Below are 12,660 nucleotides of genomic sequence, written 5' to 3' on the forward strand. Positions count from 1 at the left end.
AGCCTTTTGCCATTCTCGGTGCAAGCCTCTACCTGGCCAGCTTGTCCCGGCTGAATGAACGCGCCGATCGGATTTTCGAGAAGTTCGCAGCCATGGCCAGGTAACTACACGCTGGCGTGGACCAGGACGGAGCGGTTGCTCATCCGAAGCCCGTCGGTCCGTCCCATGAAATAGCGGCTGTTGATGGCGCCCGCGTCGAGCATCGTCGTCTCGAAGCCGAGACCGGTCAGCGATGCGGCCAGCGCTCCCGGATCGAAGCGGGTCTTTGCAGGCTCGCCTTGCAAAGCCAGCTTGAACGATACGACGCGGCGCACCATCCGTTCGGAAAAAGACAGGTGCGAGTCCGGCGTCGGAAAATCAAAGACGATTCCGCTGCCGCCAGGGAACGAACGGACGAGCCCCAGTATCCCGAAGAAGGTCTCTTCGGCAAGATAAGAGGCCACGCCGAGACAGGAAAAGAGCGCGGGCGCCTCGAGATTCAATCCCGATGACCGGAGTTCGGCCGATAGTTCCTGCCGCTCGAAATCTACCGGGACGAAAATGGCCGACGACTGCAGCCCGGCTTTCGACAGCAGTTCCAGCTTCCATGCCTGGCTGGCGGGATGGTCGACCTCAAAGATGCGTAACCCTTGCGCTTCATACGAATTGCGGCAGCTGAACGTGTCGAGGCCCGCGCCTAGAATGCAGAACTGCCGGACGCCATCCGCAACCGCGTCGGCCAGCACGTCTTCTGCAAACCTTGCCCGCACCGCCAGCAGCGCCCGGTTGCTTTTCACGATGGATGGCTGCCAGCACGGCCCGGAACGTGAAATTGCTGCACCGCCCAATCCCGCGATGAGCCTCACGGCGTGCTGGTCCGAAAAGATTCTGGGCTCATCCCAAAGTTGGTGAGCGGCCCTCCGCATTGCGGCGCGCACTGCGGTCGCGCTGCGGCCCTCTTTCATTTGGCCTCGCACAGCATGAAATCAGCAAACCGCGTGCGAAAAGCCAGCGGTCCGGCCGCAACCCGATCCATTGTCCAGGAGCGCACCGATGCCATGGATCCGTACCCAGCTCGCCGTTTTCGAAATCCCCTGAATGATGAAGAAGATTGCCGGCCATGTCGAACGCTCGCTCGGCAGGATGACCAATTCCGACGGTCGCGAGAGGCAGGTAGAGAACGAGCCATAGGCTGCCGTGGCCAAACCCGAAGAAGGCGGCCCTACACCGAACCGGAACTGCGTTGTGCCAAACCCACCGGCACCGAGCCGAAACGCGTGTGTAAAGCGCGTGTGTGCGCCCGTCACTCACATCCGATAAGTATTGATTTCATGGGAAAATCTGCCGCAGCCAAAGCTGGCGTCCCCAGCGGGATTCGAACCCGCGTTACCGCCGTGAAAGGGCGGTGTCCTAGGCCTCTAGACGATGGGGACAGCGGGCGGCGGACAGTCCGGTCGAGATACAGGGACGGGCGGCCGAATGCAAGTGCTTCAACAGCGGGGGCAGCCCCGGTTCGGCGCAGCCCTACCCTGCATGGGCCGGGGCCGCGTCGTCGATCATCATTTGCACGCCGGTCCGGCCTTGCCAGCTGTCGAGGCGCAAGTGGCCAGCGATATGCAAGGTCGCGCCGCCGGTCTGCAGCAGGGCGGCGCCCAATTCGGTTTCGAGCGCGCGGAAGGCGATTGCCTTGACGCGCTCCGGTCCCGTGCCGGCAGCCAGGATGCAGCGGACATGGTTCTGCCCGACCACGTCGGCGCGGATGACGCGCACCCGTGGCAGCACGAAGCGCGGTTCCGCATTGCCGGCACCGTAGGGGCCGAGCCCGGCCAGTACGTCGAGCAGGGCATTGGTCGCGGCCGGCAGGGACAGCAGGCCGTCGATGCCCAGCTCCGGCGTCAGGTCCATGCCCACCTGCTCGCCGCCCAGGCGCGCCGCCATGAAGGCCTGAAATTCCGAGAGGCGCGCCTCGGCGACCGTGAAGCCCGCTGCCATGCGATGGCCGCCGCCGCCGATCAGCAGGCCCGCCTGCCGGGCCGCGATCACCGCCGCTCCCAGGTCGATGCCCGGTACGGAGCGGCCCGAGCCCTTGCCGATGCGGCCGTCCGGGCCTGCTTCCCAGGCGACGACGCAGGCCGGCCGGTTGTAGCGTTCCTTCAGGCGGCCGGCGACGATGCCGATGACGCCCGGATGCCAGTCGGCGCCATGGGCGAGGACCCAGGCGCCGGTGCCGGCGTCCGTGCTCTCGATCAACTCGATCGCAGCGGCCTGGACCAGCCCCTCGATCTCCTTGCGCTCGGCGTTGAATTGTTCGAGTTCGGCCGCGAGGCGACGCGCCTCGATCGGATCGTCGGTCGCCAGCAGCCGGCAACCGAGATCGGCCCGCCCGACCCGCCCACCGGCATTGACGCGCGGCCCCAGCACATATCCCAGGTGATAGGCATCGAGCCGCTCGGCCACGTTGGCCACGTCCGACAAGGCGACCAGGCCGGGATTGCGTCGGGCAGCCATCACCTTGACGCCCTGGGCGACCAGCACGCGGTTGAGGCCGGTCAGCGGCACCACGTCGCACACCGTGCCGAGCGCCACGAGATCGAGCCATTGCAGCAGGTCGGGTGCCGGACGCGCGCCATACCATCCGGCCTGCTTCAGTGCGCGGTTCAGACCCACGATCAGCAGGAACGTGACGCCGACCGCGGCAAGGTTCCCTTCGCCGGAATCGTCGTCGAGGCGGTTCGGATTGACGATCGCGACGGCTGCAGGCAGTTGCGGCTCGGCCGCGTGATGGTCGATCACCACCACGTCGATGCCGGCCGCCGCGGCCTCGCCCAGAGGACCATGGGCGGTCGTACCGCAATCGACGGTGACGACGACGCCGGCCCCTGCGGCCTTCAAGGCGAGAAGCGCTGCGATGTTCGGGCCGTAACCTTCCGTCCGGCGATCGGGAATATGCACCCTGGTGCGGGCACCGACGGCGGCGAGAAACCGGCTGAGCAGGGCCGAGGATGTGGCGCCGTCGACGTCATAATCGCCGAAGATCGCGATCAGCTCGTCGCACTCGATGGCGCGCACCAGCCGCGCCACGGCCCGGTCCATGTCCTGAAGCCGGCTCGGATCGGGCAGGCTGTCGCGCAGGGTCGGCGCCAGATGACGTTCGACCGCGTCCGGCTCCAGCCCGCGCGCGGCCAGGATGCGGCCAACCACCTCGGGCAGGCCCAGGCGCTGGGAAATCGCCAGCCCCATGCGATCGTCGCCCGAGCGCTGGCGCCAGCGTTTGCCGCCCAGCGACCGTTCGACGCCCAGAAACGCCGAGATCGCCGCCGCCTGCTCCGCCAACAACGCCATACCCCACCCGCTTCGAAAATCCGCTACGCCGTGCGAGGTTCCCCTGATTCGAGGCCTTCGATCAAGCCTTCTCGATGGCAGCGCCCGGCGCGGAGCCCCGGATCAGCTGGCCGGGGCTGCCGACGCGCTGTTCGTCGTATCGGGAATGAGGCGCGCCTTGATGCCATAGATGAGCATGACCTTTTGGCCCACGGCCAGAGGCTGCGCATCCTTCTGCGTCACCGACATCAGGTCGCCGCTCTGTTTCATGACGATATACTCGAAGGCCTGCGTCTCGGTAGCACTCTTCTCCACGAGCGCGCCGATCGCCGCGCCGACCAGCACCCCGCCCAAGGCGGCAGCGGCACTGCCTCCGCCCGATCCGAACGAAGCGCCGCCGATACCGCCGGCTGCGCCACCGACCAGGGCGCCGGCCCCGGCCGTGCCATCGACATCCACCAAGCGCACGCTTTGAACGACGGCGCGATCGACCTTGGTCGCCTGCTGCATGCTGGCCGTCGAATACCGATCCGGGGAATAGCCGTGCTGGCAGGCGCTCAGCATCAGAGCAACGGCCGCGAGGCCGACACCCGCTCGCGTCATGTTATGAAAGCGGTTCATCGAATACTCGCAGCTTCAGGAAACGGGGGTACCGGGCGCATGCGGTTGCGTCGCCACCGCGGGCGCGGCCGGCTTTCCGATCGCCGGCTTCGTGCCCTTCTGCAGTTCGCCTACGGTGTCGATGACGACTTTGCGGGCAACATTCGCGGCGAAGTCATCCCGTGCGACCAGCATGGAACCGATCAGGCCGCCGCTCATCACCCGTCCTGCGGCTTTCCGCATCAGCGGCGTGTCGTCCGTGTCCAGAACCCGGATGCCCACGACGACCGTACGATGAATGAACAGGCCCAATTCCGGCTGATAGCTCACGTAGAGCCGCACGTGCACGTCAGGTGGACGCTGCCCGTCCTCCACGATGTGCATTCCGAAATTCTCGAACTGGGCAATGACCGCCGCTTTGACGGCGCTCATGACCTCGGTATCGTTTTCCGAGGGGGTGGGGTCGATGGTCTTGTCGACATCCGCGTCGAACGCGCCGTTGTAGGACGAGACCTTGTCCAGCTTGATCACATCGATCTTTGCCGGAACATCTGCGGCCGATTTCCCGACTTCATAAGGGGACGAGGCGCAGGCGGCAGTGAGGCACAGCGACAGGAGCGCAAGGAACTTAAGATACATTCGAAACCGTCCACGCAGAGACGCAAAGATGCTGAATACGCCACCCAATCTAGAGGGGGCAGGTCAAAAAGTCATCTACAATAAGTGGGTCGGGGTCTCCGGTCTGCAGCTTATGGTTCGCCGCCGCCTGCGGCATGTGCCGTTCGGATGGGGGCATCCGAGCGATGGGAGATCGCGCCGGATCGACACTTGCCCGAGCCTCCGACGATGGCGGCGGGCCGCGAAAAATCGCAGCCCGCGCCGGGATCAACGGTGCCCGTCAGCGCGCAAACGCATTCCAGCTGGTCTTGCGGTCGAGGTTGTGCTGCGCCTCGATGATGCGGACCGTGCCGCTCTTGGAGCGCATGACGATCGACTCGGTCGAGAAGCCGCCCGGGATGCGCCGCACGCCGGCCAGCAGGCTGCCGCCGGTGACGCCGGTGGCCGCGAACATGACGTCGCCCGAAGCGAGATCGGTCAGGCCGTATTTCCGATCGAGGTCGGTGATGCCCCAGCGGGCGGCACGCGCCTTCTCGTCGGCATTGCGGAACAGCAGCCGGCCCTGCATCTGGCCGCCGATGCAGCGCAGCGCCGCCGCGGCCAGCACGCCTTCCGGCGCGCCGCCCGAACCCAGGTACAGATCGACGCCCGCGCGCGGCTGGCTCGCCGCGATCACGCCGGCGACGTCGCCGTCGGAGATCAGCATGATGCGAGCGCCCGTCGCCCGGACCTTCTCGATCAGGTCGGTATGGCGCGGCCGATCGAGGATGCAGACGACCAGGTCGGCCACCTCGACCTGCTTCGCCTTGGCCAGCGCCTTCAGGTTTTCGGCCGGGGTCGCGTCCAGGTCGACCAGGCCGTCGGGCAGGCCGCCGCCGACCGCGATCTTGTCCATATAGACGTCGGGCGCATTCAGGAAACCGCCGGCATCCGCCATGGCGATGACGGCCAGCGCATTGGCGCCGCCCTTCGCCGTGATGGTCGTGCCTTCGAGCGGATCGAGCGCGATGTCGATCTTCGGACCCTGGCCGGTGCCGACCTTCTCGCCGATATACAGCATCGGGGCCTCGTCGCGCTCGCCCTCGCCGATCACGACGGTGCCGTCGATCGCCAGGCTGTTGAGCGCGGTACGCATCGCATCGACCGCCGCCTGATCGGCTGCCTTCTCGTCGCCGCGGCCCATCAGGCGCGCCGCGGACAGCGCCGCCGCCTCGGTCACCCGCACGGCCTCCATGGCGAGGTTGCGGTCCATCGTCGTGATCTTCGTCATCTCTGTCCCCATGTCCCGTCTGGCCGGCTTCCCATCCCGGGGACCGGCCTCGGTCGTTTCGGTGCCTCCGCTAACTGCGCGAGGAGGCCGTTCGTTGCAAATCCTGTGGTACCCCGACTATAGGGCGCCCTGCGTCAAAGCTCGATGCGGATCATGCGCGGCGGCTCGAGCACGGAATCGAGCGCGCCGATCCGTTCGAGCGCCCGGCTGAGCGCCGCCTCCTTGCTCGGGTGCGTCGTCAGCACGACCGGCACCGCACCGTCGGGCTGATGGCGCCGCTGGATCATCGCCTCCATCGAAACGCGCTCGTTGCGCAGTTCGGCCGCGATGTCGGCGATCACGCCCGGCTGGTCGCGCACCATGAGGCGGATATAACTGGGTCCGTCATGCTCGGTCATCGAGACCGGGCCGATGCCGGTCTCGGCCGCCTCGACGAAGGCCGGCGACGGACGCCCGCAGGCGAGATCGACCAGATCGGAGACCACCGCCGACGCCGTCGGCCCTGCCCCGGCGCCGCGACCCTGCAGCACGACACGGCCGACATGATCGCCCTCGATCACCACGGCGTTGAACACGCCATCGACCTGGGCGATCGCCTCGGATGCCTGCACCATGGTCGGATGCACCCGCTGCTCGATGCCGCGGGCCGTGCGGACCGCCGTGCCCAGCAGCTTGATGCGATAGCCCAGTTCCTCGGCATATTCGATGTCGAGCGGCGAGATATGGCGGATGCCCTCGACATAGACCTGGTCGAAATCGACCGGTGTGCCGAACGCGATGCCGGCAAGCACGGCCAGCTTGTGAGCGGCGTCGAAGCCGTCGATGTCCAGCGTCGGATCGGCCTCGGCATAGCCCAGCTTCTGCGCGTCGGCCAGCACGTCGTCGAACGCCCGGCCGGTCTCGCGCATGGTCGACAGGATATAGTTGCAGGTGCCGTTCAGGATGCCGGAGATCCGGCTGATCCGGTTGCCGACCAGCCCCTCGCGCAGCACCTTGATGACCGGGATGCCGCCGGCGACCGAGGCCTCGAAGCACAGGCCGGTGCCGCGCTGGCGCGCGATCCGGCCGAGCCGGCTGCCATGGTGCGCGAGCAGCGCCTTGTTGGCGGTGACGACCGACTTGCCATTGGCGAGCGCATGCTCGACCAGGGCCAGTGCCGGTCCCGCCTCGCCGCCGATCAGCTCGACCACGACGTCGACCGCCGGATCCTCGGCTAGCGTCAGGGGATCGTCGTGCCAGGCATAGGCACCGAGATCGACGCCGCGGTCTGCATCGCGGCGGCGCGCCGAGACCGCGGCGATCTCGATCCGGCGACCGGCGCGCTGGATCAACAGGTCACGGTTTTCCTCCAGCAGCCTGACGACGCCGGCACCGACCGTGCCCAGGCCCGCGATGCCGATCCGCAGCGGCGCGCTCTCGACCATGGTCCTAGTACTCGACCAGGACGTCGGCCCGATCGCTGGCCCCGGCCTGGGTCGGCGCCGCCTCGGTCTGGATCTTGGCGGGGTCGATGCCGGCGGCGACGAGCGCCTGCTTGACCGCAGCGGCACGGGCGAGCGCCGATTGATAGGCCGCGAGCTGCCGTCCGGCGGCATCACCGGACGCGCCGGTCACGGCGGCATGGCCGACGATCCGAACGATGGCGTCATGGCCCTGCATCTGGGCCGGCACGCCCTTGAGCGAGGCGGCGGCGTCGGGCGGCAGCGTGGTCGACAGCGGGTCGAACTCGACCCTGGCGGCGGGCACGGACGTCTGCCGCTTGCCGGGCACCGGCGGGGCGGCGGCCGGCTCCACGGTCGGTGCGGCGGCGAGCTGGGGCGCCGAGGGCGTCGGTTCGGACCGGATCGGGGCGGCCGGCGGAACCGGTACGCCACCGACGGCGGCGGCGCTGCTGTCGGGCGCCGCGTGGCCCTGGACCAGCGGCTTGACCGGTTCGGGCGGCGGAACCGGCGCCAGGGCGGGAGCCGCCGGCGGCTCGGCCGGCGTTTCGGCTTGGGGTTCTTCGCGCGGAGCAGGCGTCTTCAGCGAAGATTCGCGCGACGCCGCGATCGGCGCGGCAAAGCCGCCGCCGACCGAGAGATGGCTGCTGCCGCTGGCCGCGACCGGGGCCACGCTGGTGACGCGCGGCGCCTGGGCGACCGGCGGCAACGGGGCGATCGGCGGCAGGGCGGACGGGCGCGGTGCCGGACGCGGCAGGACGGGGTTGGGGGCCGGCGTCGCGGGCGGCGGTATGTTGTTGAGGTCGATCGGCTGCAGCTGCTCTTCGGGCAACCGGGCCTGCTGCGCCGGAACGGCGGAAGCATCGCCCGCGCGCTGTTGCACGTCGGCGTAATGGGCGTTCTGCCGGTCGGAGACCAGGCCCTCGGCCAGCGCGTCGCGCTCGGCCTGGGTCAGCCCGCGGGTCGGGGTCGCCGGCACGCTGGCCAGGCTCGGATAGGGCTGCTGGGAACCGGCCTCGAGATTGGCCGAATTGGCCGCGTCGGCGCCGGGATCGTTCTTCGCGTCGCGAAACCAGTTGATCGGGTTGGCCGACTCGAGCGTGCTGCAGCCGCCGATCGCCACCAAGCCGGCCATCGCCGCAGCGGTCCGCCAGGATTTCTTGTTGAACCCGCCAGCCCGCACCTTGCCGTTCCCCATCTTCGCCCCTTCGAGCCTGTCATGTCGCAAAGCCTGTCGGCGACGGGCGAAACCTGTCCCCCCGAGCCCATGCCTGCCGAGCGCCGCGAACCAGCGGCCCCCCGTCTTAGAGGGAGGCCGGCCCGCGATCAAGCGGCCCGAGCATTCCTTGGGCCCGGCCCCTACCGTGGAGCGCACATAGGGGCCATCTGTTATGGCATAGTCGGGTGGTTTCGCGTATCGACACGGCAAATACACCGATGGCGCGAGATCGACGGGATTGCGGCCGAAACGGTTGCAGCCGGACGGCGATCCGGGCGACCATGGAACGAAGAATGAGCGGGGCCGTCGGACCAAGGCCCCGCGAGGGAGCTTACCATGAGCAACGAGCCGAGCCCCGAAGGCAAGCTGCCGGACCCCGTCGATCTGTCGCGTGCCGTCGCCGGCATCGCCGAGCGCAGCCAGCGTCTGGTTACCGAGTTCCTCGCCAAGCAATCGAGCGAGAAACCGTCGGTCGGCATGGGCGATCCGCTGAACATCGCCGGCGCCTTCTTCGAGATGACGGCCAAGCTGATGGTCGACCCGACACGGCTGGTGCAGGCCCAGGTGTCGCTGTGGAGCGACTATATGCAGCTGTGGCAGCGCACCACCGAGCGCTTCCTGGGCGGCAACGGCGGTGCCGCCCATCCGGCCGAGCCGGTGATCGAGACGCCCAAGGGCGACAAGCGCTTCAAGGACCCGGCCTGGCAGGACCATGCGGTGTTCGACTTCATCAAGCAGTCCTACCTGCTGTCCGCCCGCTTCATGCAGACGACCGTGCGCGACGTGGAGGGGCTCGACGACAAGACGGCCAAGAAGGTCGATTTCTATACGCGCCAGTTCGTCGATGCGATGGCGCCGTCCAATTTCGTGCTGACCAATCCCGAGGTGCTGCGCGCGACGGTCGAGAGCCGCGGCGAGAACCTGGTCAAGGGGCTGGAGCACATGCTCGACGATCTCGAGCGCGGCAAGGGCCAGCTCGCGATCAAGATGACCGATACCGACGCGTTCCAGCTGGGCGAGAACATCGCGACGACGCCGGGCAAGGTCGTGTTCCAGAACGACCTGATGCAGCTGATCCAGTACGCACCCACGACCGAGAAGGTGCGCAAGCGGCCGCTGCTGATCATCCCGCCCTGGATCAACAAGTTCTACATCCTGGACCTGAAGCCGAAGAATTCCTTCATCCGCTGGGCCGTCGCCCAGGGCCACACCGTGTTCGTCATCTCGTGGGTCAACCCGGGCGAGGAACTGGCCGAGAAGAGCTTCGAGGCCTACATGGACGACGGGCCGTTCGCGGCGCTGGGCGCCATTGAGGCCGCGACCGGCGAAGCCCAAGTCAACGTCATCGGCTATTGCATCGGCGGGACCCTGCTGGCGACTACGCTCGCCTACATGGCCAGGAAGGGCGACCGACGCTTCGCCAGCGCCACCTTCTTCACGACCATGGTCGATTTCGCCGAAGCCGGCGAACTCAGCGTCTTCATCGACGAGGAGCAGATCCAGGCGCTGGAAGGCCGCATGCGCGAGAAGGGCTATCTCGAAGGCGGCAGCATGGCGAACTCGTTCAACATGCTGCGCGCCAACGACCTGATCTGGTCGTTCGTGATCAACAACTACCTGCTGGGCAAGGAGCCGTTTCCGTTCGACCTGCTGTTCTGGAATTCGGACGCGACGCGCATGCCCTGTGCCATGCACAGCTTCTACCTGCGCAACATGTACCAGGAGAACCGCCTGGTCCGGCCGGGTGGCGTCAGCATCCATGGCGAGCCGATCGACCTCACGCAGATCCAGACGCCGGTCTTCATCCTGGCGACCAAGGAAGACCACATCGCGCCGTGGAAATCCTCCTACGCCGCGACCCAGCTCTATCGCGGCCCGGTGAAATTCTGCCTGGCGGGCTCGGGCCATATCGCCGGCGTGGTCAACCCGCCGGAAGCGCAGAAGTATAATTTCTGGACCAACGCCAAGCTGCCGAAGCAGCCCGACCTGTGGTTCGAAAGCGCCACACAGCAACCCGGCTCCTGGTGGCCGGAATGGGACAAGTGGGCCGAGAAGTTCGCCGGCGGCTCCGTGGCTGCGCGCCAGCCGGGCGACGGCAAGCTGAAGCCGGTCGAGGACGCGCCGGGCAGCTACGTCAAGCTGCGGATCGGCTGAGCCATGGAGGTCCGTCCCGCCGGCCCCGCCGACGACGACGCGATCTGGCGCATCCTGGAACCGGTGATCCGGGCCGGCGAGACCTATGCCCTGCCCCGCGACATGGCCCGTCCGGCGGCGCTCGCCTATTGGTCGGCGCCGGGGCACAGCGTGTTCGTGGCCGTCGAGGGGGCCGAGGTGCTGGGCACCTATTTCCTGCGGGCCAACCAGCAGGGCGGCGGCGCCCATGTCGCGAATTGCGGTTACGTCACCGCCGAGGCGGCCGCCGGCCGCGGCGTGGCCGGCACCCTGTGCACCCATTCGATCGAGCTCGCGCGGTCACGGGGATTTCGCGCGATGCAGTTCAATTTCGTCGTCAGCACGAACGACCGCGCCGTCGCCCTGTGGCAACGCTTCGGCTTCGCCATCGTCGGCCGCCTGCCCCAGGCCTTCGACCACCCGCGCCTGGGCCTGGTGGACGCGTTCGTGCTGCACCGGATGCTCTGAAGAGCCCGGCTCGGCTTTAGATCGGCACGGTTGCGCGTCGTCGGCGACGCCGATCAATCCCCTGCCTGCCTGACCTTTATCCGCAGAGAATCCGCCGGCCCGACGGGCGACCCCGTCGCCCGGTACATGGTACCGCGGGCATTGCCCCCCACCGGAACGAAACCTCGCCCGATAGGAACGGTGAGCTCGGATTGATTGCCGGGCAACAGCTTCGTCACGCCCAGCTGATCCGATGCTGCATGAACGATGACGTAACGGAGATTATCCTGGTGAGGAACGATCGCCGTCAGTTGAAATCGATGGCTGGAATTCGGCTCGTCCGTCAAACTCGATAGAAGGTACGTATAGTCCACTTTGATTCCTTCGATCGGACGCTTGTCTCGATCGAGAAATTCCATATCAGGATAAATCACCGCCATATTACCGGGATTATTCTTGATACCGAATATGTAACTCCTCAGAATCACCTCACTATCTTTCGCCGATTCCGGAATTTCGAATGCCCGAAAATAGCTCAAGCCGCCGTCCCGGAATAAAAAGGCCGGATCCGTGGCGGCCAAAGTGAAGCTTCTACCTTCGTTCCGCGGAAGCTTTTCGAATGAAACCTGCTGAAACGTCGTGCAGCATGGCTGGACCTCGCGATAAGTATTGATCGCACCGGACACATCCATGCTTGGGGTCACACACCCGGCAGAGGCGAATAACAAAAATAACAGAAACGAATGTTTGAAAAATTTCACCGACGTCATCCTTGAGGGGCTCGCGCGATCACTCTGCCTGCCACAGATCCGCAACTCAACCCGCAAGCGAGCGCTGCGCGCCGACGCGCTCCTTGAGCGGCCGCGACGACGGACTCGTCGCGGCCGAACACAGGGTCAATCATGCAGCGACGCGGTCGTGGCGTCGGTGCGCTTCGTGAACTCCATATGTGCGAGCGAGACCGGCTTCTTGCCGCCGAGCACGAACCATTCCTGGATCAGGTGATCGGCATCGACGATCCGCCACTTCGTGCTGTGGAAGTGGGCCGGATGGGTGTCGAGGTTGGTGGCATCGCGGAACTCCATGTCGATGATCTGGGGATCGAGCGACGGAACGGCCGTGTAGCGCGGCTGGTTCTTGAAATCGCAGAAATGATCGACGCGCAGTTCCGAGCCCACGACATAGAAGATCGTGCTGGTGATCTGCTTGCCGTTCAGCCATTCCTCGCCCAGCACGGCGGTGTCGAAGGCGAAGGGCTTGAAGATATCGACCATCGTGCCGTCGCGGGTCGGCGCCTCCCAGGTGCCGGCCAGCGCCTTGATCCTGTCGAACAGCACTTGCCCCGTCGAGGGCTCGGCGGCAGCGGTGCCGGTCAGTGCCGCATGGTCGCCATGGTCCATCGGGTCGGCATGGGCGAGGCTCAAGGGTGCTGCGAACAACACGGCCGTGATCAGAGCGGCCAGGAACATGGCGGAGAGGTGACGGATCATCGGGTCCTCCTATGGAATGAAGCGAGCGAACGGCTGCTTTATCCCTCGAGCCCGACCTGCCCCGACAGTGTCGGGCGTCATGGCGCCGACCCATGACTGCCGTCA

General features: G+C 66.7%; 11 protein-coding genes and 1 tRNA gene. 2 read left to right on the plus strand and 10 right to left on the minus strand.

Annotated features, from left to right (window positions below):
• Positions 1 to 104 precede the first annotated feature (104 nt).
• The 8 genes from VGV37_RS10245 to VGV37_RS10280 form a co-directional block, all read right to left on the minus strand.
• Entirely contained in the window at positions 105 to 944 is an 840-nt protein-coding gene (locus tag VGV37_RS10245; RefSeq protein ID WP_326879566.1) for an SAM-dependent methyltransferase, read from the minus strand.
• A 392-nt stretch (positions 945 to 1,336) separates the two neighbouring features.
• Positions 1,337 to 1,412, minus strand: a tRNA-Glu gene (locus VGV37_RS10250).
• 91 nt (positions 1,413 to 1,503) lie between these two features.
• A complete protein-coding gene (gene recJ / locus VGV37_RS10255) occupies positions 1,504 to 3,321 on the minus strand; it encodes a single-stranded-DNA-specific exonuclease RecJ (RefSeq protein ID WP_326879567.1) in 1,818 nt (605 codons plus the stop codon).
• 102 nt (positions 3,322 to 3,423) lie between these two features.
• Entirely contained in the window at positions 3,424 to 3,921 is a 498-nt protein-coding gene (locus tag VGV37_RS10260) for a hypothetical protein (protein WP_326879568.1), read from the minus strand.
• A 15-nt stretch (positions 3,922 to 3,936) separates the two neighbouring features.
• Positions 3,937 to 4,539, minus strand: a complete 603-nt coding sequence (locus VGV37_RS10265; protein WP_326879569.1) for a hypothetical protein — start codon at positions 4,537 to 4,539, stop codon at positions 3,937 to 3,939.
• Positions 4,540 to 4,798: 259 nt separating this feature from the next.
• On the minus strand, positions 4,799 to 5,770 hold the full coding sequence (gene glpX / locus VGV37_RS10270; protein ID WP_326879601.1) for a class II fructose-bisphosphatase: 972 nt from the start codon (positions 5,768 to 5,770) through the stop codon (positions 4,799 to 4,801).
• A 152-nt stretch (positions 5,771 to 5,922) separates the two neighbouring features.
• Entirely contained in the window at positions 5,923 to 7,212 is a 1,290-nt protein-coding gene (locus tag VGV37_RS10275) for a homoserine dehydrogenase (RefSeq protein WP_326879570.1), read from the minus strand.
• Between the two features lie 4 nt (positions 7,213 to 7,216).
• Positions 7,217 to 8,425, minus strand: a complete 1,209-nt coding sequence (locus VGV37_RS10280; RefSeq protein WP_326879571.1) for an OmpA family protein — start codon at positions 8,423 to 8,425, stop codon at positions 7,217 to 7,219.
• Positions 8,426 to 8,782: 357 nt separating this feature from the next.
• On the opposite strand from VGV37_RS10280, the gene VGV37_RS10285 reads away from it, so the two are divergent.
• Together VGV37_RS10285 and VGV37_RS10290 are read left to right on the plus strand one after the other, a co-directional pair.
• Positions 8,783 to 10,600 (plus strand): class I poly(R)-hydroxyalkanoic acid synthase, encoded by a 1,818-nt coding sequence (locus VGV37_RS10285; protein ID WP_326879572.1) that lies wholly within the window; start codon positions 8,783 to 8,785, stop codon positions 10,598 to 10,600.
• Between the two features lie 3 nt (positions 10,601 to 10,603).
• Positions 10,604 to 11,086 (plus strand): GNAT family N-acetyltransferase, encoded by a 483-nt coding sequence (locus tag VGV37_RS10290; RefSeq protein WP_326879573.1) that lies wholly within the window; start codon positions 10,604 to 10,606, stop codon positions 11,084 to 11,086.
• A 53-nt stretch (positions 11,087 to 11,139) separates the two neighbouring features.
• Here the strand turns inward: VGV37_RS10290 and VGV37_RS10295 are convergent, their stop codons facing one another.
• A complete protein-coding gene (locus VGV37_RS10295) occupies positions 11,140 to 11,826 on the minus strand; it encodes a hypothetical protein (RefSeq protein ID WP_326879574.1) in 687 nt (228 codons plus the stop codon).
• Between the two features lie 135 nt (positions 11,827 to 11,961).
• Positions 11,962 to 12,555 carry a hypothetical protein gene (locus tag VGV37_RS10300; protein ID WP_326879575.1) on the minus strand — a complete coding sequence of 198 codons (594 nt, stop codon included), beginning with the start codon at positions 12,553 to 12,555 and terminating at the stop codon, positions 11,962 to 11,964.
• Positions 12,556 to 12,660: the final 105 nt, after the last annotated feature.

It is taken from the genome of Aliidongia sp., from assembly GCF_035943795.1.
In the GTDB taxonomy this organism is placed as follows: domain Bacteria; phylum Pseudomonadota; class Alphaproteobacteria; order ATCC43930; family CGMCC-115725; genus Aliidongia.